Origin of the sequence: Jiangella anatolica (assembly GCF_003236295.1) — a bacterium.
Lineage (GTDB): Bacteria > Actinomycetota > Actinomycetes > Jiangellales > Jiangellaceae > Jiangella > Jiangella anatolica.
The window spans coordinates 1-21,945 of record NZ_POTW01000106.1; the positions used below are offsets into that span (position 1 = coordinate 1).

Sequence of the window (21,945 nt, forward strand, 5' to 3'; positions counted from 1 at the left end):
CGCCCGCGGCACGACCGCGAGCCGGGCCCGCACCGGGAGGCCGACGTACTGGGCGCCCGGCACCGGGAACTCCGACCCGGCCGGCTCGTCGCGCAGCGGGTGCAGGTTGACGCTCATCCAGCCGACGGCGCGCAGCAGCGTCAGCGCCAGCTCGGCGCCGCCGTCGGCCAGCTCGTACTCGGTGACGTGGTCCAGCAGCACGGTCGCGGGCCCCGCGGAGACGAACGACGACGCGGGGAACGTCGGCAGCGGGTACTCGCCCCAGCCGCCCTCGGACGTCAGCCCGCGCACCGTCACCGCGAACTGACCGTCGGCCGCGGACTCGGTCACCGGCGCGGGCAGCGGCACGTGCAGCCGGACCCGGTGGTCGCGGGCCGGGTTGACGAACGACACGTCCAGCCGGGCGAACGGCTCGCCGGTCCGCAGCTCGACCAGCGTCGTCACCTCCACCGGGACCGTCTCGGCGGAGCGCACGTCGACGTCGGCGGACAGCGAGACCGGCCAGTCGTAGCGGCGCACCACGCGCAGCACGCCGCGCAGCGGCCCGGTCTCGTCGATCGTCACGGTCACCGAGGAGGGCTTGTCCACGAGCACGTCACCGGCGGGCGGGCCGTAGTTGTAGCTGTCGCCGCGGTCGCCGCCGGACACCAGCCGCCCGACGCCGGTGAGCGTCGTCCCGTCGGCGCCGCGCACCGTCAGCGTCCCGTCGTCCGCCACGTCGACGCGGATGTCCGCCGAGGTCAGCGACCGCTCCGTCACCTCGACGCCCGGCCCGGAAGCGGCCGCGACGCCCTGCGACGCACGCACCGCGACCTGACCGGACGCCTCCACCGGCACCGCGGCCAGCACCCGGCGGCGCTGCTGCGCGATCGTCCGCACCGACCACTCACCTGAAGCCGCGGCGACGGCGGCGGCCAGCTCGGCCCGCAGCGCGGCCAGGTCGAACTCCGGCGTCGACGGCACCCGCGCGACCCGGAACTCCAGCCTTCCCGGCGCGACGACGTACGACTCGATCTGCTGGCCGAACAGCTCGCGGCCGTGGATGCGCCGGATCACCTTCTCCAGGTCGGCGGCGGCCAGCGTCTCGTCGCCGAGCAGGGTCTGCGACCGGTCCAGCTCCTGCACCGGCAGCGGCGTCCCGTCCGGCAGCTCGGCGACGACCGCGAGATCGGCGTCAGGCGCGGGGACGTCCAGCTCGGCCAGCACGATCCGCGGCCACGCGACGGTGTTGACGACGGCGTGCGCATCGGCCGGCACCCGCTCGGCGATCGAGCGGAGCACCGCGGACCGCACGGCCCGGCCCGCCTGCGCCGCCTCGGCCAGCCGGGCGGCGACCTGGTCCGCGGTCTCGTCGACGCCGCAGCCGGTGACCGAGTCGTGCGCCGTCGACTCGACGATCTTCCGCCAGGCCAGCAGGAACGCCTCGCGGTGGTCCGCCGTCGGCTGGAACTGCGCGGCCAGCGCCTCGGCCTCGCCGACGATCCGCTCGGCCCGGGCCATCGCCTGCTTGAGGCCGACCCGGATGGAGATGACGCCGGGCAGGATGTTGCCGCGCGCGTGGCTGCGCAGCTCGCCGACGACGACCGGCAGGTCCGGGTCGTTGGGCCGGAACCGGGTGACGTACTCGGCGAGGCCGGCCACCGTCAGCCCGGCGCCGCCGGGGCCGCGGACCAGCGCCATCAGGTCCGGCCGGGGCGCGGAGTGGTCCGTGCCGAGCATGCCCAGCACCGGGTCGTCGCCGTACCACGAGCGCGTCTCCGCGACGTACGCCTCCACCGCCGCGCCGAGCCGATCCGGCAGGGCGAACAGGTCCAGCGCGTTGCCGTAGCCGTCGAACAGGTACTCCACGCGCACCGCGCTGCCGTCGGGCGCCTCCCACCGGAACCCGTGCGAGGCCAGCGCGCCGGGCGCGCCGCGCCAGAGGCAGGCGTGCTCGATGCCGGCGCGGGCCAGGATCTGCGGGATCTGCGCCGTGTGGCCGAACATGTCCGGCAGGTAGCCGACGGGCATCGCCCCGCCGAGCGCCTCGGCGCCCTGCCAGCCCAGCTCCAGGTTGCGCACGATGGTCTCGCCGGAGCAGAGGAACTCGTCGAGCAGGATGTGCCACGGCCCGATCGAGAGCCGGCCCTGCCGGACCAGCTCGGCGACCCGGTGCCGGTTCTGCGGCCGCAGTTCCAGGTAGTCCTCGACGGCGGCGAACTGGCCGTCGAGGGTGAACCGGAAGTCCGGGTCGGCCTCGGCCCGCGCCAGCACGTCGTCGACGACGTCGGCCAGCTTCAGCCGGAAGACCTGGAACGGCTCGTACCACTCACGGTCCCAGTGGGTGTGCGGGACGAGCACGATCCGTGGCTCGGTCATGCGGTGGCCGCCTCTCCACCGACCGGCTCGCCGGCCAGCAGCCGGATGATCCGCTGGCTGGTGACGATGTCCGCACGGCCCTCGGCGATGCCGGCCCGTGGCGCGTGGCCCTCGGTCACCATCCGGTGGAAGTCGGCAAGCTCGTTCTCGAACGACTCGCCGGTGGACGTGAACACCGAGCGGACCTCGCCGCCGGCCGCCGTCCCCGCCGGCGGCGCCTCGACCACCTCGAGCCGGGTCGGGTTGTTCAGCACGTACGGAGTCCCGAACGTCACCTTCAGCGTGCCGCGGCCGTGGTGCACCGTCAGCGTCTCGGTGTACGCGGGGTAGGCGGGCAGGTAGTGCCAGCTCATCCGGGCCCGGACGGCGCCGGGCAGCTCGCCCGTGACCTCGACCGACCGGGCCGTCCAGGCGCCCTCGTCGGCGCCGTCCGGCCACACGCGGGCGCCGTCGACCGTCGTCAGCCCGCCGAACACGGCCCGCAGCAGCGACGTGTCGTGGACGATGCTGCCGAGCACGACGTTCGCGTACAGCTCCCGCAGCCGCGGCGACGTCCCGGCGCCGAGCGCGGTGTCGAGCAGCTGGGACGAGTCCGCGGCCAGCCGGCTGAGCGCGTCGGTGTCGACGTCGTGCGGGGCCGGCCGCAGGTTCGCGAACGCCAGCTGGGACGCACCGGTCGGGTGCAGCACCTCGATTTCGACCGTACGGACGTCATCGATGCCCTCCAGCCGCTCGCGCAGCTGCCAGACCGCTTCGTCGTGCTCCTTCATGTACGCCAGCAGCAGCGCCGGCCGGCCGAGGTCGCGCTCGGCCGCGGCCAGCGCGTCCGCCTCGGCGACGGTGTAGGTCAGCGGCTTCTCGCAGAAGACGGAGACCCCGGCGCGCAGCGCCCGCAGCGCGACGTCGCCGTGCGAGCCCGACGTCAGCAGGACGACGCCGTCCGCGCCGCTCTGCTCGATCATCGTGCCGGCGTCGGCGTACCTGTGCTCCGCGGGGACGGCGTACTGCTCGCCGATCGCGGTGCGCAGCGAGGGCGCCAGGTCGCAGACCGCGACCAGGTCGAACAGGTCCCAGCGACGAGCGATCAGCGGCAGGTGGACGGACTGCGCGACGGCGCCGAGGCCGGCGACGGCCAGCCGCACGCGGTCGGTCACGGCAGCCACCGGCGCAGCGCCTCGCGGTTGGCGCGCTGGTCGTCGATGACCCGGCCGGGCGGGTCCGAGGGCGACGGCACGACGTCCTGCTCGACCACCAGCCAGCCGTCGAAGCCGCTCTCGACGACGGCGTCCATGAAGCCTTCGACGTCGAGGTCGCCGGCGCCGAGCTCGACGAACGCGCGCCGCTCCCACACGTCGCGCATGCCGCCCTTCTCGCGCAGCACCTGGTCGAGCACGGCGGTGCGGGCGTCCTTGAGGTGCAGGTGGTTGATCCGCTCGCCCCAGCGGCGCCAGCCCTCGACGGGGTCGCCGCCGCCGATCAGCAGGTGGCCGCTGTCGAACGTCAGGCCGACGTCGGTGCGGGCGAGGAACTCGTCGATCTCAGCGGGCGTTTCGACATACGTGCAGGCGTGGTGGTGGAACGTGGGCTCCAGCCCGGCGGCGCGCACCCGCGTGGCGGCGGCCTCGACGTTGCGCGCCAGCCGCGCCCAGCCGTCGTCGTCGAGCGCCAGTCCCGGCGCCGCGCCACCCGGGTTGGCACGGCGGAGCTCACTGCCCGAGTCGGCGAGCGTCGGCAGCGGCGGGCGCGACGGGTCCAGCTCGGCTGCCGCCATGAAGATCTCCAGCGCGTCGTCGAGCCCGGGCAGCGCCGCTCTGAAGGCGTCGTCGTCAGTGAACGGAAGGTCCACCCAGCCGCCGACCAGCACCAGGTCGTGCTCGCGCAGACGCCGGCGCAGTTCGTCCCCGCGGCCCAGCCAGCCGACCGGGCCGAGGTCGACGCCGTCGTACCCGAGCTCGTGGAGCGGGCCGAGGATCTCCTTCGGGTCCGGCAGCGGCTGGTCCGCCGTCAGCTCGAACACGCCGAAGCTCACCGGCGCGCCGGCAATGCCCTTCATCGCCACCATTCCCCCATCATCTGGGCCGACTTTGTCCTGACAACAGTACGTACAGTCAGCCTGCCATGACCGGCGGGGTCCGCGATACGGGCGCCCGCCGCGACGAAGCCTGCCCTTATCATGAGATTCCTCTCCTGCCCAGGGGGTACCGGAATCTTTGTCCGGCTCCGTGCGTTGTGAACGTATGTTCGCTGCTCGACCTCGAGGGGGACCCATGGCAGTAGCACCGAAGGCCACCAGCGCGACGCCGCGGCGCCGGCAGGCGCGCTCCGAGGGCGAGCCCGACCTCGTCGGCCGCTACCTCGCCCAGCTGGGCCGGACGCCGCTGCTCACCGCGGCGGAGGAGGTCGAGCTGGCCAAGCGCATCGAGACCGGCGTCTACGCCGAGCAGTTGCTGGCCGGTGCCCTGCCCAGCGCCCGCAAGCTGACCCCGTCGTACAAGCGGGACCTCGAGGCGCTGGTGCACGACGGTGAGGCCGCCCGCGACCACATGATCCGGGCCAACCTGCGCCTCGTCGTGTCGGTGGCGCGCAAGCTGTCCGGCCGCGGGCTGCCGTTCCTCGACGTCATCCAGGAGGGCAATCTGGGCCTGATCCGCGCGGTCGAGAAGTTCGACTACGCGAAGGGCTTCAAGTTCTCCACCTACGCCACCTGGTGGATCCGCCAGGCCATCCAGCGCGGCCTGGCCGAGCAGACCCGCACCGTGCGGCTGCCGGTGCACGTGTCGGAGACGGTGGCCAAGCTGCACCGCATCGACCGCGACCTGCAGCGCCTGCTGGGCCGCGACCCGACGGTCGAGGAGGTCGCCGAGGAGGCCGGCCTGCCGGTCGAGAAGGTCGTCGAGCTGCGCCGCGTCGCCCGCGACCCGCTCAGCCTCGACACCCCCATCGGCGACGACGGCGAGTCCAGCATCGGCGAGCTGATCGAGGACGACGACGCCGTGCAGGCGTCTGACCTGGTGGAGCGGCGGGCGCTGAGCGAGCAGCTGCGCACCGTCCTCGACTCGCTGCCGACGCGCGAGGCGAAGATCATCGGCATGCGCTACGGCCTGGTCGACGGTCACGAGCACACCCTGCAGGACGTCGCCGACGAGGTCGGCGTGTCCCGTGAGCGGGTGCGCCAGCTGGAGAAGCACGCGCTGATGCTGCTGCGCGACCCGCGCCGCAACGAGTCGCTGATGGCATGGGCCAGCTGACCGCCGGCTGACTCACGGTCCCGATCCGGGCCCGATCCTCGCGTGAGGGGACCGGGCCCGTTCCGTGTCCGGGCTCAGGTCGTCGTCGGGAAGTGGTAGCTGGCCGCGATCGGGTGGTCGACGCGCGGCCAGCGCGCCGTCACGACCTTGGCCCGGGTGTAGAACGCGATCCCCTCGGGACCGTGCATGTGCGACTGCCCGAACAGCGAGTCCTTCCAGCCGCCGAACGAGTAGTACGCCATCGGCACCGGGATGGGCACGTTGATCCCGATCATCCCCACGTGCACGCCGCGCTGGAACCGCCGCGCGGCCTCGCCGGAGCCGGTGAAGATGGCGGTGCCGTTGCCGTACGGGTTCGCGTTGATCAGCGCGATCGCCTGGTCGACGTCGTCGGCGCGGACGACGGACAGGACCGGGCCGAAGATCTCGTCGCGGTACACGTCCATCTCGGTGGTGACGTGGTCGAGCACCGTCGGGCCGACGAAGAAGCCGTCCTCGTGGCCGGGCACGACCAGCCCACGGCCGTCGACGGCGAGGGTGGCGCCCTGGCGCTCGCCGCCGTCGATGTAGCCGGTGATCCGGTCCCGGGCGGCAGCCGTGACGACCGGGCCCATCTCGCTGGCCTCGTCCCGGCCGGGGCCGACGCGGACGGCGGCGGCCTTCGCCGCGACGGCCTCGACGAGCCGGTCCGCGTCGCCGCCCGCGCCCACCGCCACCGCCGCCGAGATCGCCATGCACCGCTCCCCCGCCGAGCCCATCGCGGCGGCGACCAGGTGGTCCGAGGCGAAGTCGAGATCGGCGTCGGGCAGCACGACGGCGTGGTTCTTCGCCCCGCCGAGCGCCTGCACCCGCTTGCCGTTCGCGCTGGCCCGCTGGTGGATGTACTTGGCGATCGGGGTGGAGCCGACGAACGACACGGCGGCGACGTCGGGGTGGTCCAGCAGCGCGTCGACGGCGCTCTTGTCGCCGTTGACGACGCTGAACACGCCGTCGGGCAGCCCCGCTTCGGCCCACAGGCGAGCCACCAGCAGCGACGCCGACGGATCCCGCTCGCTCGGCTTCAGCACGAACGCGTTGCCGCAGGCGATGGCGACCGGGTGCATCCACATCGGCACCATCACCGGGAAGTTGAACGGGGTGATGCCGGCGACCACGCCGAGCGGCTCGCGGAAGCCGTACACGTCGACGCCGGTCGAGACCTGGTCGGAGTAGTCGCCCTTGAGCAGGTGCGGGATGCCGCAGGCGAACTCGACCACCTCGAGGCCGCGCTGCACCTCGCCGAGCGCGTCGGAGACGACCTTGCCGTGCTCGTCGGCGATGATCTCGGCCAGCTCGCGGGCGTGCCGAGCGACCAGCTCGCGGAACGCGAACAGCACGTTCGTGCGCTTGGTGAGCGACGTCTGCGACCAGCCCTCGAACGCCTTCGCCGCCGCGGCGACGGCCGTGTCGACGTCGGCCGGCTCGGCCAGCAGGACCTCGGCCTGCTGCTGCCCCGTCGCCGGGTTCCACAACGGCGCGGTGCGGGTCGACCCGGCCCGCGCCGACGCGCCGCCGATCCAGTGCTCGATCGTCCTCATGCGTCGTTCCCCTCGGTCTGCGGTCCCATGACGTGCACCGCTGCGTCGATCCAAAGCTCGATGGTCCTCATGCGTCATTCCGCTCCGTGTACCGTCCGATCAGCGGCCGCTGCGTCTTCTTGTGCTGCTCGTACTCCGCGCGCGCCGCGCGGGTGGTGTCCAGCGCCGCCGTCTCGCTGACGGGCACGTCCCACCAGGAGTCGCTGTCCGGCGCGCCGGCCAGCGGATCGGTCTCGACGTGGATCAGGATCGGGCCGCCGTCCGCCGGCGCCGTCTTCGCGTCGCGCAGGGCCGCGCGCAGCTCGTCCACCGTCCCCGCCCGGACGACGGTGACGCCCAGGCTCGCGGCGTTGGCGGCGAGGTCGACCGGGAGCACGCCGCCGTCCAGCCGCCCACTCTCACCGGACCGGTAGCGATAGGCCGTGCCGAACCGCTGCGAGCCCAGCGACTCCGACAGCGAGCCGATCGACGCGAACCCGTGGTTCTGCACCAGCACGACGACGATCTTGATCCGCTCCTGGACGGCGGTCACCAGCTCCTGCGCCATCATCAGGTAGGAACCGTCGCCGACCAGCACGAACACGTCCCGGTCCGGCGCTGCCATACGCACGCCGAGGCCGCCGGCGATCTCGTAGCCCATGGTCGAGTAGCCGTACTCGACGTGGTAGCCCTTCGGGTCGCGGGTGCGCCAGAGCTTGTGCAGCTCACCGGGCATCGAGCCGGCCGCGTTGACCACGACGTCGCGCGGGCCGCTGACCTCGTTGACGGCGCCGAGCACCTCGGTCTGTGCGGGCAGCGGTGTGTGCGCCTTGGCGTAGGCAGCGGTGACGACGGCGTCCCACTCGCGGTTCGCCTCCGCCGCCGCCGCGCGGTGCGTGGACGGCGCGGTCCAGCCGGCCAGGGCCTCCGTCAGCGCCTCCAGGGCAGCGCGGGCGTCGGCGACCAGCGGCAGTCCGGCGTGCTTGACGCCGTCGAAGCCGGCGACGTTGATGTTGACGAACCGGACGCCGGGGTCCTGGAACGCGGTCCGCGACGCCGTCGTGAAGTCGCTGTACCGGGTCCCGACGCCGATGACGACGTCGGCCTCGCACGCGAACCGGTTGGCGCCCGGTGTCCCCGTCGCGCCGACGGCGCCGAGCGACAGCGGGTGGTCGTACGGGAGGCTGCCCTTGCCGGCCTGGGTCTCCGCGACCGGGACGCCGGTGGCCTCGGCGAACGCGCGCAGCGCGTCGGTCGCCTCGCTGTAGATGACACCGCCGCCGGCCACGATCAGCGGCCGCTCGGCCGTGCGCAGCAGCGCGACCGCGCGGGCCAGCGCGGCCGGCTCCGGGACGGCGCGCGGCACGTGCCAGACCCGCTTCGCGAACAGCTCCGCCGGCCAGTCGTACGCCTCGGCCTGCACGTCCTGCGGCATCGCGACCGTGACGGCGCCGGTCTCGCCCGGGTCGGTGAGCACCCGCATCGCGCCGAGCAGCGCGGCCGGCAGCTGCTCGGGCCGCCAGACCCGGTCGAAGTAGCGCGACACCGGCCGGAACGCGTCGTTGACGGTGACGTCGGGGCTGTGCGGCTGCTCGAGCTGCTGCAGCACCGGGTCGGCGACGCGGGTGGCGAACACGTCGCCGGGCAGCAGCAGCACCGGCAGCCGGTTGATCGTCGCCAGCGCCGCGCCCGTCACCATGTTCGTCGCGCCCGGCCCGATCGACGACGTGCAGGCCAGCGTCGACAGTCGATTGCGCATCCGGGCGTAGCCGACCGCCGCGTGCACCATGCCCTGCTCGTTGCGGGCCTGGTGGTACGGCAGCGTGCTCGGGTCGTCGAGCTCGGCCTCCAGCAGCGCCTGCCCGAGTCCGGCGACGTTGCCGTGGCCGAAGATGCCGAAGCAGCCCTCGATCAGCCGGTGCTCGACGCCGTCGCGCTCGGTGAACTGCGCGGTCAGGAACCGGACCGTGGCCTGCGCGACCGTCAGCCTCATCATCGCTCCTCCCCCATGATCATCAATGATCCAACCCACTATGAGTGGTTGGATCATTGATGATCATGGGCAGCCGGGGGTCGGGGGGTTGCGTGGCCCACTCGTCGCGGACCCAGGCGTGCGCCGGATCGTCGCTGATCAGCCACTCGCGGGTGGCGCCGGGACCGGCCATGACGTTCAGGTAGTAGAGGTGGTAGCCCGGCGCGGCGACGGACGGGCCGTGCCAGCCGTGCGGCACCAGCACGACGTCGCCGGAGCGCACCTCGGCGAGCACGTCGATCGGCCGGTCGTCGGTGCCGTAGACGCGGTGGAAGCCGAACCCGGCGGGGTCGCTGACCTCGAAGTAGTAGATCTCCTCCAGCTCGGACTCCTCGCCGGGAAGATCGACGTCGTGCTTGTGCGGCGGGTACGACGACCAGTTGCCGGCCGGCGTGATCACCTCGACGGCGATCAGCCGGTCGGCGTCGAACGTGTCGGCGGAGCCGAAGTTGTGCACCTGCCGGGTGGAGGCGCCGGCGCCGCGCAGCTCGACGGCGACGTCGTCGACGCCGACGTAGCGAGCGGTCAGCCGGTTCGTGCAGGGCGCCGCGGGCAGGGCGAACCGGGCGCCGTCGGCGTCGTGTCCGGCCGCGGTGACGGCGACCGACGCGTCCCGCGGCACGTAGACGGTGTCCGTCGGGCCGCTGAACACGTCCGGCCGGCCGGCCAGCTCGAACCGCTGGCCGTCGACCTCGACCGTCCCGCCGCCGCTCAACGGCAGCACGAACAGCTCCTCGTCGCCGGACCCGAACGTATGCGTCTCGCCCGGGCCGAGCTCCAGCACCCGCAGCGACGTCCAGCGCCAGCCGTCCACCGTCGACGGGGTCAGCTCGACGGCGTACGGGCCGCGGCCCGCGGTTCCGGCCGGGTGATACCAGCGGCTCACAGCAGGCTCACCGCCGTGTCGACCGCCGCCGCCACGTCGCCGTCGGGCGGGTAGAGCAGCGTCCGCCCGACCACGAGGCCGAGCGCCGTCGGCAGCCGCAGCACCTTCTCCCACTGCCGGAACGCGGCGTCCGGGTCGTCCGGGACCTCGCCGCCGAGCAGCACCGCCGGCAGCGTCGACGCCGCCAGCACCCGCTCCATTCCGGCCGGGTCGTCGTCGACCACCGGCAGCTTCAGCCAGGTGTAGGCCGACGTGTTGCCCAGGCCCGCGGCCACCGTCACCGACCGGACCACGGCCTCCGTCGAGAGGTCGTTGCGCAGCCGGCCGTCGGGGTCGCGGTGCGAGATGAACGGCTCGACCAGCGCGACCTTCCTGTGGGCGGCGAGGTCGTCGACGGCGGCCGCGCAGGCTTCGAGGGTGGGCGCGGTCGCGGCGTCCTCGGGGTCGATGCGCAGCAGCATCTTGCCCATCTCGAACCCCATCGCGTCGATACCCGCCGCGTCGTAGCCGGTGAACCGGTCGTCGACCTCGAAGACGGTGCCGGCGAGGCCCCCGCGGTTCATCGAGCCGACGACCACCTTGCCGTCCAGCGCGCCGAGCAGCAGGAGGTCCTCCAGCAGGTCCGCGGTGCCGAGCACCCCGTTGACGCCGGGCCGGCTCAGCGCGACGACGAGCCGGTCCAGCAGCTCGCCGCGGTCGGCCATCGCCAGCGCGTCGCGTCCGGCCCGCAGCGCGCCGCGGGCCGGGTGGTCCGCGGCGATCACCATGAGCTTGCCGGACGGGCCGAGCAGCGAGTCCGGGCGCTTGCGGGCGGCGGCGGCCGCGGCGATCGCCTCCGGCCGGTGAACGCGCGTCTCCACGACGGCGCGCAGCTGGTCAGCGGGCATCGGCATCTCCCAGGAAGGCGGCCACCTCGGCCGTCGTCGGCATGGCGTCGGAGCAGGCCAGCCGGGTCGCGACGATCGCGCCGGCGGCGTTGGCGAACCTCGTCGCCCGGTCCAGCGGCCAGCCGGCGAGCAGGCCGTGGCACAGCGCGCCGCCGAACGCGTCGCCGGCGCCGAGGCCGTTGAGCACGTCGACGAGGATCGGCGCGACCTCGTGCTCGCCGGTGTCGTCGACCGCGAGCACACCCTTCGGGCCCTGCTTGACGACGGCGACGTCGACGCCGTGCTGCTCGCGCAGGGCTTTCGCGGCCGCGTGCGGGTCGCGGGCGCCGACCGCCGTCTCGGCCTCGTCGAGGTTGCCGACGGCGTGCGTCACGTGCCGGAGGGCTTCCTGGATGATCGGCCGGGCCGCCTCGCGGGACTCCCAGAACATCGGCCGCCAGTCCAGGTCGAGGACGGTGATGCCGTTCTTCCCGCGCGCCTCCAGCGCCTCGAGCGTCGCGGTGCGGCTGGGCTCCTGGCACAGGCCGGTCACCGTCGCCCAGAAGATGCCTGCGGACCTGATCGCGTCGAGGTCGAGCTCGCCGGCGGTGATCTGCAGGTCCGGCGCGGTCGGGGTGCGGCCGTAGAAGTAGATCGGGAAGTCGTCCGGCGGGAAGATCTCGCACAACGTCACGGGTGTGGCCAGGCCGTCGACCGCGCTGACGAAGCGGTCGTCGACGCCGTACCCCGTCAGGGCCCGATGGACGAAGCGGCCGAGCGGGTCGGCGCCGGTGCGGGTGATGACGGCGGAGCGGCGGCCGTGCCGGGCGGCGGCGACGGCGACGTTGGTGGCCGAGCCGCCGAGATACTTGGTGAACGTCGTGACGTCCTCCAGGCCCACCCCTGCCTGATTGGGGTAGATGTCGACGCCGACGCGGCCGATCGTCAGTACCTCCAGTGTCACGCGCGCACCTCCTCGATGGTGACCACCCGGTTCTGCTGGCGCGAGAGGGTCGCCGCCTCGGCCACGTAGAAGGTCTCCAGCGCGTCGGCGACGGTGCACGGGCTCTCCCGCTCGCCGCGCGCGACGTCGACGAAGGCGGCGATCTCGGCCTCATAGGCGGGGCGGAAGCGGGACCAGAACTCGCGGAACGGCGCGCCCGCCGGGAAGGTCGTGCCCGGCTCGGCCGACGTCAGCGCGGCGTGCTCGTCGAGGCCGACGACGTAGGTGCCCTGAGTGCCGGCGACCTCCATGCGCACGTCGTAGCCGGCGCCGTTGTAGCGCGACCCCTGCAGCGTCGCGAGCGTGCCGTCGTCGAGCGTCAGCACCGCCGCCGACTCGTCGAAGTCGCCGCTGGTGGCGAACACCTCGGCGCCGCGGTTCGCGCCGGTCGCGTACACCGTCGCCACCTCGCGGCCGGTGACCCAGCGCAGGATGTCGAAGTCGTGGATGTGGCAGTCGCGGTAGATGCCGCCGGACGTGGGGACGTAGGACGGATGCGGCGGCTCGGCGTCGGCGGTGATCAGGTGCAGGCGGCGGACCTCGCCGAGCCTCTTCGTCCGGACCGCTTCGCGGGCCGCGACGTAGCCGGCGTCGAAGCGGCGCTGGAAGCCGATCTGCGTCGGGACTCCCGCCTGCTCCACCGCGGCCAGCACGGCCCGCGTCCCGGCGACGTCGGAGGCGACCGGCTTCTCGCAGAACACCGGCAGCCCCGCGTTCGCGGCGGCGATCATCAGCTCGGCGTGCGCCGAGGTGGCGGCCGCGATGACGACGGCATCGACGTTCTCGAAGGGGTTGGCGACCGCCTCGACCCCCAGTTCGTCGGCGACCTTGCGGGCCCGGACCGGGTCGGCGTCGGCCAGCCGGACCGCCGTCACGGCCGGATGGTCGCGGACCACCTGCGCATGCGCCGCCCCGATGCGACCGACCCCGACGAACCCCACGCGCATGCCTTCTCCTCCCGTTTGTCCTGACAAGCTAACATACTGACGAAGTCGCCCTCCCGTCCTCCTCCCAGCCGAACCCGCGGGCGCCGTCTATCGTGGAAGCGCATTCCTACGAGGACGGGGGACCCATGGCCGAGCAATCGCGCGGTTCGGTCACGTTGATGGACGTCGCGGCCCGCGCCGGCGTCTCCCTCGCCACGGCGTCGCGCGCGCTCAACGGCAGCACCCGCAGGGTCGGCGACGACCTGCGCGAGCGCGTGCTGGCGGCCGCCCGCAGCCTCAACTATGCCGCGAACGCGCAGGCGCAGGCGATGGCGCGCGGCCGCACCAACGTGGTCGGGCTGGTGGTGCACGACATCGCCGATCCCTACTTCTCGTCCATCGCCGCCGGCGTGATGGAGGCGGCCGAGGGTCATCAGGTGCTGGTCACCCTGGGCAGCACGCTGCGCCGCCCCGAGCGCGAGGTCGAGTACCTGGTGGCGCTGCGCGGGCAGCACAGTCGCGCCGTCATCCTGGCCGGCAGCCGGATGGACGACAGCCCGGTCGCCGAGGCGCTGCGCCGCGAGATCGAGATCTTCGAGGGCGACGGCGGCATCGTGGTCGCGATCTCGCAGCACCAGCTTCCCGTCGACACCGTCGTCATCGAGAACCGCCTCGGCGCACGTGACCTCGCGACATCGCTGGTCGAGCTGGGGTATCGCCGGTTCGGCGTGCTGGCCGGCCCGGACGCCCTGCTGACCGCCCGCGACCGCGTCCACGGCTTCCGCGACGGCCTCGGCCGCGCCGGCCTCGACCTCGACCCGACTCTTGTCGTCCACGGCGCCTTCACCCGCGACGGCGGACACCAGGCCATGCGCTCCCTGCTGGACCGTGTCGGCGAGCTCGACTGCGTTTTCGCCGTCAACGACGTCATGGCGGTCGGCGCGATGGTCGCTGTGCGCGAGCACGGGCTGTCCGTGCCGCAGGACCTCGGCCTGGCGGGCTTCGACGACATCAGCACCCTGCGCGACGTCAACCCCTCGTTGACGACGGTCCGGCTTCCGCTGGAGAAGGTCGGTGCGACGGCGTTCGACCTGGTGCAGACCGCCGCGGAGCGGACCAAGCCGCGCACCCGCCGCATCAAGGGCGAGGTCGTGCTGCGGCAGAGCACCCGGCCCGCCGTCGCGTCGTAGCGCGTGCGCCGAGCCGGGGCCCGAGCCACAGCGCGACCCCGGCCAGCGCGGCGCCGAGCGCCGCGCCGAGGGTGTTCGACAGCCAGTCGTTGGTCGAGCAGGACCGGCCGAGCGCGGGGACGAGGGCCTGCACCAGTTCGATCAGCGCCGACAGGACGCCGGCGCCGAGCAGCATCGGCACCGGGCGGCTGGTCAGCACACCGGCGAACAGCACCAGGGGCGCGAACAGGACGACGTTCGCCATCAGCTCCACGGCGCCGAGCGTCGGCACGGCCCACTCGACGGCGCACCCGGCGGTGAGCTCCCGGCTCGTCGGCACGAGCGTGAGCAGCGCGATCGGCACCGCCGCCAGCCCCAGCAGCGCCCGTGTCACGCGCCGGCGGCGGACCAGCCACGCTCCGGCGAGCGGCCCCAGGACCACCAGCGCGACGAGCGCCGTGGTCGTCGCCCAGCGATGCTCGACGAGAGCCGTGCTGATCACGGCCCGCACTTTACGCGAGCGGCGCCGGCGGCTTGCGCGCCCGCGTCGCCACGCCTTACGGTGAGCGGGCAAGCGCTTTCCAACAGGAGGTGGCATGGCAGTCGAGTCGCTGGGCGTCGTCATGAACGGCGTCACCGGCCGGATGGGATACCGGCAGCACCTGGTCCGGTCGATCCTCGCGATCAACGGGCAGGGCGGGGTGGAGCTGGCCGACGGCAGCCGCGTCGTGCTCGAACCGGTCCTGGTGGGCCGGAGCGAGGAGAAGCTACGCGACATCGCGACGCGGCACGGCCTCGAGCGGTGGACCACCGACCTCGACAGCGCGCTCGGCGACGCCGCGAACGTCATCTACTTCGACGCCCAGCTGACCTCCGTCCGCGAGGAGGCGATCGTCAAGGCCATCGAGGCCGGCAAGCACGTGTACACCGAGAAGCCGGTGTCCGAGACGGTCGAGGGTGCCCTGACGCTGGCCAAGCAGGCCACGGCCGCTGGCGTGAGGAACGGCGTCGTGCACGACAAGCTGTTCCTGCCCGGCCTGCTGAAGCTGCGCCGGCTGATCGACGGCGGCTTCTTCGGCCGCATCCTGTCGGTGCGCGGCGAGTTCGGCTACTGGGTCTTCGAGGGGGACTGGCAGCCGGCACAGCGACCCAGCTGGAACTACCGCCGCGAGGACGGCGGCGGTCTCGTCGTCGACATGTTCTGCCACTGGGACTACGTGCTGACGAACCTGTTCGGCCGGGTCGAGGCGGTGACCGCGCGGGCCGTCACGCACGTCCCGGAGCGGTGGGACGAGCGCGGCCGGCGATACGACGTCACGGCCGACGACGCCGCGTACGCGATCTTCGAGCTGGCCGGCGGGGTCGTCGCGCAGTTCAACTCGTCCTGGGCGGTCCGCGTGCACCGCGACGAGCTGCTGGAACTGCAGGTCGACGGCACGCTGGGCAGCGCCGTCGCAGGCCTGCACCAGTGCGTCATCCAGCCGCGCGCCGCGACGCCGCGGCCGACGTGGAACCCGGACCTCGCCGACGAGCAGCGCTACCGCGAGCAGTGGCAGCCGGTGCCGGACAACACCCCGCCGCAGAACGGGTTCAAGGCGCAGTGGGAGCAGTTCGTCCGCCACGTCGTCGAGGACGCGCCGCACCCGTACGACTTCCTGGCCGCCGCCCGCGGCGTCCGCCTCGCGCAGGCCGGGCTCCAGTCGTCCGACGACGGCCGCCGGGTCGAGCTGCCGGAGCTGACGCTGTGAGCGACGGGGTCAGTGTGCGGCTGCCGGGCGCGGACGGCACGCTGCGCCCGTACACGCTTCGCGAGCCGCGGACGTGGCCGCGACCGTCGGCGCCGATCGCCTCGCGGGTCGCCTTCGCCGCCGCGCACGTCGTCGCCGACCCGCTCGGCGACAACCGGCCCGGCGCGCCCGCCGTCGTCGACTGGGAGCACACGCTGGCGTTCCGCCGGCACCTCTGGTCCTACGGGCTGGGTGTCGCCGAGGCGATGGACACCGCGCAGCGCGGCATGGGACTGGACTGGCCGGCGACGCGGGAGCTGATCCGGCGCAGCGCGGCCGAGGCACGCGACGCCGGCGGGCGGATCGCGGCGGGCGCCGGCACCGACCACGTCGGCCAGGTGGACGTCGAGGGCGTGATCGCCGCCTACGAGGAGCAGCTCGAGGTCGTCGAGGACGCCGGTGCGCAGGTCATCCTGATGGCCAGCCGCCAGCTGGCCGCCGTCGCGACCGGGCCGGACGACTACCGGAAGGTGTACGACCGGCTGCTCGCGCAGGCGTCGGCGCCGGTGATCCTGCACTGGCTCGGCCCGATGTTCGACCCCGCGCTGGCCGGCTACTGGGGCGCCGCCGACGTTTCCGTCGCGGCCGACCACGTGGTGGCGCTGATCGCGGACCACGCGGCCGCGGTCGACGGCATCAAGGTGTCGTTGCTGGACGCGGCGTTCGAGGAGACGCTGCGGTCCCGGCTGCCCGTCGGCGTCCGGCTCTACACCGGCGACGACTACAACTACCCGGCGCTGATCCGGGGATCGTCGGACGCGCTGCTGGGGATCTTCGCGGCGATCGCTCCCGCGGCGTCGGCCGCGCTGCAGGCGCTGGACCGCGGCGACCTGGCCGCGTACGACGAGGCGTTCGGGCCGACGGTGCCGCTGGCCCGGCACGTGTTCGGTGAGCCGACCTATTACTACAAGACCGGGATCGCGTTCCTCGCCTGGCTGGCCGGTCTGCAGCCGGGGTTCGTCATGGTCGGCGGGCTGCAGAGCGCGCGGTCGCTCCCCCACCTGGCCCGGACGTTCGAGCTCGCCGACGCCGCCGGGCTGCTCCCCGACCCGGCGCTGGCGGCCCGGCGGATGACGTCGCTGCTGGCCACCTACGGGGTCGCGTGATGGAGCGGCTGTCGCTGAACCAGCGCACCACCGAGCGGTGGACCGTCGCCGAGGCGGTCGACGGCTGCGTGCGGGCCGGGATCGGGTGGATCGGGCTGTGGCGCGAGCCGGTGCAGTCCTACGGGGTCGCGCGGACGGCCCGGCTGGTCGCGGAGGCCGGGCTGCGGGTGTCGTCGCTGTGTCGCGGCGGGTTCATCACAGGGTTGCCTGGTCCCGGGCGTGACGCAGCGCTGGACGACAACCGGCGGGCGATCGACGAGGCCGTGGCGCTGGGAGCGGACTGCCTGGTCATGGTGGTCGGCGGGCTGCCGGACGGCTCCCGTGACCTGGCCGGCGCCCGGGCCCGCGTCGCCGACGGCGTCGCCGCGCTGGTCCCGTACGCGTCGCAGGCCGGGGTGCGGCTGGCGCTGGAGCCCATGCATCCGCTGTACTGCGCCGACCGCGGCGTGCTGTCGACTCTCGGCCAGGCCCTCGACCTGGCGGCCCCGTTCGCCCCGTCGTCGGTCGGTGTCGTCGTCGACACTTTCCACGTCTGGTGGGACCCGGACGTCGAGGCGGCCATCGCCCGCTCGGCCGGCCGGATCGCGAGCTTCCAGGTGTGCGACTGGATCACCCCCTTCCCGGCCGACGCGCTGCTGTCGCGCGGCATGATGGGCGACGGCCACATCGACTTCCGGCGGCTGCGCCGCCTGGTCGAGGCGGCCGGGTACGACGGCCCGATCGAGGTCGAGATCTTCAACGCCGATCTCTGGGCCGCCGACCCCGACGAGGTGGTCGCGCTCCTGCGCCGGCGCTACGCCGAACACGTCCTCGGCTGACCCGAACCGATTGGGATCCGGGCCCCTCGTCCTGGTAAGGTTCAGCGTCGGCCGGAACGTTCGGTCCGCCGATCCCGCATAGCTCAATTGGCAGAGCATCTGACTGTTAATCAGAGGGTTCCTGGTTCGAGTCCAGGTGCGGGAGCCACCCTCTCAGCGTTACGTGCTGGTGTCAGCCCGTGCCGTGGCGCCGGCCCGGAGTGGTCGGGAGAAACGGATACCGGGTAGGGTGGTGACTACCACGACCGGTTCCGCCTACTCCGTAGGTCCAGGGCCGGTCTTCACCTTTTCCGGCCAGAACGGTTCGATGTTCGATTGCGAGCTGCGGTCAAGGCCTACCGAACCTACGACGAGCAAGTCGACCTGCTCATCCGGCGTCGCATGGATGTCGGTGATCGCGTCGACGCCATCGCCGCCCTGCGGCGGGTCAACTACTACCGTCTCAGTGGCTATTGGTATCCGTTCCGGCGCCTGGAGGGAACTGAACGGCGCGACGACTTCTATCCCGGCACTCGGCTTGCCGATGTGGTCGCGCTGTATGACTTCGACGCCAGACTCAGGGCAGCCACGTTCTCGGTCCTCGCGCCGATCGAACTTGCTCTGCGGGCTCTGCTCGGTCATGAGCTCGGACGAATCGACCCGTGCGTCCATCTGGAACCGCGCCTACTAGGCCCGAGGGCGCAGCATGGCGACTCCTACCCCAGGTGGCTGCGTGGCTATCAGGCCCAGCTGAGGTCGTCGCGCGAAGACTTCGTGGCTCACCACGATGCGAGATACGGCGGGACCCTGCCCGTGTGGGCAGCGGTCGAGGTACTGGACTGGGGTGGCCTGACCTACCTATTCGGTTTCGCTCCACGTCACGTTCAGGACGAGATCGCCACAGCGTGCGGCCTGCGTGCACCGCAACTCGAGAGCTGGCTGAAGACGCTCAACCTTCTGCGCAACACGTGCGCACACCACGGCCGTCTCTTCAACAAGGTGCACACCCTGAGCCCGAGACTGCCTGCGCCCGGACTGCACCCGGACCTCGACGCTGCCACAACCTCGTGGAACCGGACCTTCGGCCAGTTGACCTTGATCCAGTTCCTCCTGGAGCGGCTTCGGCTGGGACGAACCACCCTTCTGCCGGCCGTGGTCAGATCGTTCCCGCTCGTTCGAGTGGTGCCGCTCACACATCTGGGCGCCCACAACGACTGGCAGGAGGCGAGCGCGCTGTGGAGCACCTGAGCGTCCCCCGCCGCGACCGCTCTCAGCGGCGCACCGGGTAGCGCAGGTGCACGGCCCGGCGGCCCTGGACGACCTCCGGATCCTCCAGCAGCTGGTGCCCGCCGGGCAGCGTGGAGAAGTACGGGATCCCGCTGCCGAACAGCACCGGCACCAGGCTGACGCACACCTCGTCGAGCAGGCCGAGCTCGAGCGCCTGCTGGGTGACATTCGCGCTGGCGATCGTGACGTCCTTGTCGCCGGCGATCTGCTTGGCCCGCTCGATCGCCGCCGGCACGCCGTCGACGAACGTGGTGGTGGGCCAGCGCTCGGCCGCGTCGGAGGGCGGCCGGTGCGTCACCACGACGACGGGTGAGCCGGCCGGGTGCTGGTCGCCCCAGCCGTCGGTGATGTCGAACAGCCGCCGGCCGGCGATCAGCGCGCCGACGCCCTCGGTCAGCTCGCGCAGCATCGCGGCGCTGGCCTCGTCGACCCGGAACTCGATGTCGTCGTTGCCGCTCGGCACCGACGTGTCGCCGGCGCCGTACCACTCGAACAGCTCGGCCGGGTTGTCGTCGGGCTGGGCGATGTAGCCGTCCAGCGACATCGTCATGTGGCTCAGAACCTTGCCCATGGTCGTCTCCTTCGTTCGGTGCCTTACCCGTTACGACGTCGCGGCGACCCGGAACTCATCGGCGTACGCTGACGGCGTGACCCGGTATGTCATCGGAGCGGACGTGGCGTTCCGGCTCGCCGCCGAGCGAACGGCGGTGCCGGGCGAGCACCAGCTGGTGGCGCCGACGCTGCTGCGCTCGCAGCTGCTGGCGCAGCTCTACGCGGCGGTCCGGCGCGACGAGCTGACCGAGCGGGAGGCGAAGCAGCGGCTGGATTATGTGCGCGGGTTGCGGCTGCGCCTCCTCGGCGATCGCGTCCTGCAGAACGTCGCCTGGACGATCGCCGCCGAGCTCGGCTGGCCCGACACCTACGACGCCGAGTACATCGCCCTCACCCGCCTGCAGGCCGACGCGTTCGTCACGCTCGACGCCGCGCTGGCCGACGCGGCGCGCGACCTGGTGACCGTCGCCCCGTTCGAGGCCCTGACCTAGGACGGCGGCGCGAACGCGTCGGCGGCGGCCTGGATGCGGGCCAGGTAGGCGCGCCACACCTCTTCACCGCCGTAGGAGTCGTGGTCGGCGCCGCCACGGCCGTCGATCAGCTCGCGGACGATGTCGGCGTGGCCGGCGTGCTGGGCGGTCTCGGACAGCATGCGGATGATCAGCACACCGAGCGTGGTGCCGGCGCGCTCGGCCGGCCAGTGCGGCACGCGCCCCGGCGCATCCAGGTCCAGCGCCTCCACGGTGGCGTCGCCGTGCGCGCAGGCCCGCTGGTAGAGCCCGATGATGTACTCGCTGGACTCGTCCGGCTTCGCCCACATGTCGGCGCCGTCCCAGATGGAGCCGTCCTCCTCCCAGGCCAGCGTCTCCGGCGGCGGCCGGCCGAAGGACGTGCCGAGATAGACGTACTCGCCGCCGGCGACGTGCTTGACCAGCCCCAGCAGGTTCGTCCCCGTCGGTGTCAGCGGCCGGCGCAGGTCGTACTCGCTCAGCCCGTCGAGCCGCGACAGCAGCCCGGCGCGCGCCTCGCACAGCTTGCGATGCAGCTCCGCCTTCACATCCGTCATGGCTCCACCCAAGCACTCGGCACCGACAGTCGGCAGAATCGAGCGGGTGAGCGCCTGGGAGCAGAACGGCTACGGCGTCAGGGTCGAATGGGGGCCGACGGGCGCGCGGCGGCTTGCGCCGCACGTCGCCTGCCTGGTCGTCGTCGACGTGTTGTCGTTCACGACGGCGGTGTCGGTGGCGGTCGAGGCGGGGACGACGGTGTATCCGTATCCCTGGCGGGACGAGACGGCGGCGGCCTACGCCGACGGCCTCGGCGCCCGGCTGGCCGTCGGCCGGACGGGGACCAGCGCGGACCGGCCGTGGTCGCTGTCGCCGGCGGCGCTGCGCGCGGCGCCGGTCACCCCGCGGCTGGTGCTGCCGTCGCCGAACGGATCGGCGATCGCGACCACGGTGGGCGACGTCACCACCGTGGTGGCGGGCTGTCTGCGCAACGCGGCCGCCGTCGGACACTGGCTGACGGAGTCCGGGTACGGCGCCGCCGACCGGCCGGTCGCCGTCGTCCCGGCCGGCGAGCGCTGGCCGGACGGGAGCATGCGGCCCGCGCTGGAGGACCTGCTCGGCGCCGGCGCGATCGTCGCCGCGATCCACGGCGCGCAGCTCTCCCCGGAGGCGGCCGCCGCCCGCGCCGCCGTCGAAGCCGCCGGGGACCTCGCCGCCGCGCTGCGCGCCTGCGCGTCCGGCCAGGAGCTGATCGCCTACGGCTTCCCCGACGACGTCGCGATCGCGGCCGAACGGGACGCGAGCGACGTCGTGCCGGTGCTGGCCGGCGGCGGGTTCAGCGCGGCGTGACCGACCGGAACGCGGCCGCCAGCAGCTCCAGCCCGGCGGGCACGTCGGCCGCGTCGATGGCGCCGTAGCCGAGCACCAGCCCGGCCGGGCCACCGGACGAAGCCTGATAGGTGCGGAGGGTCCCGACGGCGACACCGGCGGCCCGCGCCCGCGCGGCCACCGCGTCCGCCGTCGCCGCGACAGCCGAGCCGGCCTCCGGCCGCGGCAGCGCGCACACGTGGAGTCCGGCCGCCGACGGCACCGGCTCGAGGTACGGGGCCAGCGGACCGGTCAGCCCGGACAGCACCGCCGACCGCCGCTCGGCGTAGACCTTCGAGGTCCGCCGGATGTGCCGCGCCAGCAGGCCCTCGTCCATGAACCGCGCCAGCGCCGCCTCGGTCGCCACCGGGCCGTGGCCGTCGGCGGCCGCGCGGGCGGACCGGACGGCCGAGCGCAGCGTCGGCGGTACGACGGCGAAGCCGAGCCGCAGGCCGGGCAGCAGCGTCTTCGAGAACGTCCCCACGTACACCACCCGCC

21 protein-coding genes and 1 tRNA gene are annotated in these 21,945 nt (G+C 73.2%); 9 read left to right on the plus strand and 13 right to left on the minus strand.

Annotation, left to right across the window (positions count from 1 at the left end):
- The 3 genes from C1I92_RS28350 to C1I92_RS28360 all read right to left on the minus strand — a co-directional run.
- A partial coding sequence (locus C1I92_RS28350) for a glycoside hydrolase family 38 N-terminal domain-containing protein (protein ID WP_111257991.1) occupies nt 1–2,358 on the minus strand: 2,358 nt, incomplete at its 3' end.
- Nucleotides 2,355–3,512: a Gfo/Idh/MocA family protein gene (locus tag C1I92_RS28355; protein ID WP_158564307.1), complete on the minus strand. Its 1,158-nt coding sequence runs from the start codon at nt 3,510–3,512 to the stop codon at nt 2,355–2,357. The genes C1I92_RS28350 and C1I92_RS28355, both read right to left, overlap by 4 nt.
- A complete protein-coding gene (locus C1I92_RS28360) occupies nt 3,509–4,420 on the minus strand; it encodes a sugar phosphate isomerase/epimerase family protein (RefSeq protein ID WP_199521677.1) in 912 nt (303 codons plus the stop codon). The genes C1I92_RS28355 and C1I92_RS28360 overlap by 4 nt, the downstream gene beginning before the upstream one ends.
- Before the next feature lie 205 nt (nt 4,421–4,625).
- Between C1I92_RS28360 and C1I92_RS28365 the strand changes: the two genes are divergently transcribed.
- Complete coding sequence (locus C1I92_RS28365; RefSeq protein ID WP_111257993.1) at nt 4,626–5,606, plus strand: sigma-70 family RNA polymerase sigma factor; 981 nt, start codon at nt 4,626–4,628, stop codon at nt 5,604–5,606.
- A gap of 74 nt (nt 5,607–5,680) precedes the next feature.
- Here the strand turns inward: C1I92_RS28365 and C1I92_RS28370 are convergent, their stop codons facing one another.
- The 6 genes from C1I92_RS28370 to C1I92_RS28395 all read right to left on the minus strand — a co-directional run bounded on the left by C1I92_RS28370 (nt 5,681) and on the right by C1I92_RS28395 (nt 12,896).
- Complete coding sequence (locus C1I92_RS28370; protein WP_111257994.1) at nt 5,681–7,183, minus strand: CoA-acylating methylmalonate-semialdehyde dehydrogenase; 1,503 nt, start codon at nt 7,181–7,183, stop codon at nt 5,681–5,683.
- Nucleotides 7,184–7,250: 67 nt separating this feature from the next.
- Nucleotides 7,251–9,155, minus strand: coding sequence for a 3D-(3,5/4)-trihydroxycyclohexane-1,2-dione acylhydrolase (decyclizing) (gene iolD, locus C1I92_RS28375; protein WP_111258007.1), 1,905 nt, complete (start codon nt 9,153–9,155; stop codon nt 7,251–7,253).
- Between the two features lie 22 nt (nt 9,156–9,177).
- Nucleotides 9,178–10,080, minus strand: coding sequence for a 5-deoxy-glucuronate isomerase (gene iolB, locus C1I92_RS28380; RefSeq protein WP_111257995.1), 903 nt, complete (start codon nt 10,078–10,080; stop codon nt 9,178–9,180).
- Nucleotides 10,077–10,967, minus strand: coding sequence for a Cgl0159 family (beta/alpha)8-fold protein (locus C1I92_RS28385; protein WP_111258008.1), 891 nt, complete (start codon nt 10,965–10,967; stop codon nt 10,077–10,079). The genes iolB and C1I92_RS28385 overlap by 4 nt, the downstream gene beginning before the upstream one ends.
- Complete coding sequence (gene iolC, locus C1I92_RS28390) at nt 10,957–11,910, minus strand: 5-dehydro-2-deoxygluconokinase (RefSeq protein WP_111257996.1); 954 nt, start codon at nt 11,908–11,910, stop codon at nt 10,957–10,959. The genes C1I92_RS28385 and iolC overlap by 11 nt, the downstream gene beginning before the upstream one ends.
- Entirely contained in the window at nt 11,907–12,896 is a 990-nt protein-coding gene (locus tag C1I92_RS28395) for a Gfo/Idh/MocA family protein (protein ID WP_111257997.1), read from the minus strand. The genes iolC and C1I92_RS28395 overlap by 4 nt, the downstream gene beginning before the upstream one ends.
- A gap of 125 nt (nt 12,897–13,021) precedes the next feature.
- On the opposite strand from C1I92_RS28395, the gene C1I92_RS28400 reads away from it, so the two are divergent.
- Nucleotides 13,022–14,065 (plus strand): LacI family DNA-binding transcriptional regulator, encoded by a 1,044-nt coding sequence (locus tag C1I92_RS28400; RefSeq protein WP_111257998.1) that lies wholly within the window; start codon nt 13,022–13,024, stop codon nt 14,063–14,065.
- Here C1I92_RS28400 and C1I92_RS28405 read toward each other — a convergent pair.
- Nucleotides 14,013–14,546, minus strand: coding sequence for a VanZ family protein (locus C1I92_RS28405; RefSeq protein ID WP_158564308.1), 534 nt, complete (start codon nt 14,544–14,546; stop codon nt 14,013–14,015). The two genes, C1I92_RS28400 and C1I92_RS28405, sit on opposite strands and share 53 nt — an antisense overlap.
- Nucleotides 14,547–14,640: 94 nt before the next feature.
- On the opposite strand from C1I92_RS28405, the gene C1I92_RS28410 reads away from it, so the two are divergent.
- The 5 genes from C1I92_RS28410 (at nt 14,641) to C1I92_RS28430 (ending at nt 18,982) form a co-directional block, all read left to right on the plus strand.
- A complete protein-coding gene (locus C1I92_RS28410; RefSeq protein WP_111257999.1) occupies nt 14,641–15,792 on the plus strand; it encodes a Gfo/Idh/MocA family protein in 1,152 nt (383 codons plus the stop codon).
- Nucleotides 15,789–16,937, plus strand: coding sequence for a dihydrodipicolinate synthase family protein (locus tag C1I92_RS28415; protein WP_199521679.1), 1,149 nt, complete (start codon nt 15,789–15,791; stop codon nt 16,935–16,937). The genes C1I92_RS28410 and C1I92_RS28415 overlap by 4 nt, the downstream gene beginning before the upstream one ends.
- Nucleotides 16,937–17,755: a sugar phosphate isomerase/epimerase family protein gene (locus C1I92_RS28420; protein WP_111258000.1), complete on the plus strand. Its 819-nt coding sequence runs from the start codon at nt 16,937–16,939 to the stop codon at nt 17,753–17,755. Before C1I92_RS28415 ends, C1I92_RS28420 begins: the two co-directional genes overlap by 1 nt.
- A gap of 72 nt (nt 17,756–17,827) precedes the next feature.
- A tRNA-Asn gene (locus C1I92_RS28425) sits at nt 17,828–17,903 on the plus strand.
- A 233-nt stretch (nt 17,904–18,136) separates the two neighbouring features.
- On the plus strand, nt 18,137–18,982 hold the full coding sequence (locus C1I92_RS28430; RefSeq protein WP_111258011.1) for an Abi family protein: 846 nt from the start codon (nt 18,137–18,139) through the stop codon (nt 18,980–18,982).
- Between the two features lie 22 nt (nt 18,983–19,004).
- Here C1I92_RS28430 and C1I92_RS28435 read toward each other — a convergent pair whose 3' ends face one another.
- Nucleotides 19,005–19,592, minus strand: coding sequence for a dihydrofolate reductase family protein (locus C1I92_RS28435; RefSeq protein ID WP_111258001.1), 588 nt, complete (start codon nt 19,590–19,592; stop codon nt 19,005–19,007).
- Between the two features lie 76 nt (nt 19,593–19,668).
- Between C1I92_RS28435 and C1I92_RS28440 the strand changes: the two genes are divergently transcribed.
- Nucleotides 19,669–20,064, plus strand: a complete 396-nt coding sequence (locus tag C1I92_RS28440; RefSeq protein WP_111258002.1) for a PIN domain-containing protein — start codon at nt 19,669–19,671, stop codon at nt 20,062–20,064.
- Here C1I92_RS28440 and C1I92_RS28445 read toward each other — a convergent pair.
- Complete coding sequence (locus C1I92_RS28445) at nt 20,061–20,639, minus strand: DinB family protein (protein WP_111258003.1); 579 nt, start codon at nt 20,637–20,639, stop codon at nt 20,061–20,063. The two genes, C1I92_RS28440 and C1I92_RS28445, sit on opposite strands and share 4 nt — an antisense overlap.
- 46 nt (nt 20,640–20,685) lie before the next feature.
- On the opposite strand from C1I92_RS28445, the gene C1I92_RS28450 reads away from it, so the two are divergent.
- Nucleotides 20,686–21,429 (plus strand): 2-phosphosulfolactate phosphatase, encoded by a 744-nt coding sequence (locus C1I92_RS28450; protein WP_111258004.1) that lies wholly within the window; start codon nt 20,686–20,688, stop codon nt 21,427–21,429.
- Here C1I92_RS28450 and C1I92_RS28455 read toward each other — a convergent pair.
- A partial coding sequence (locus tag C1I92_RS28455; protein WP_146605319.1) for an aminotransferase class I/II-fold pyridoxal phosphate-dependent enzyme occupies nt 21,416–21,945 on the minus strand: 530 nt, incomplete at its 5' end. The two genes, C1I92_RS28450 and C1I92_RS28455, sit on opposite strands and share 14 nt — an antisense overlap.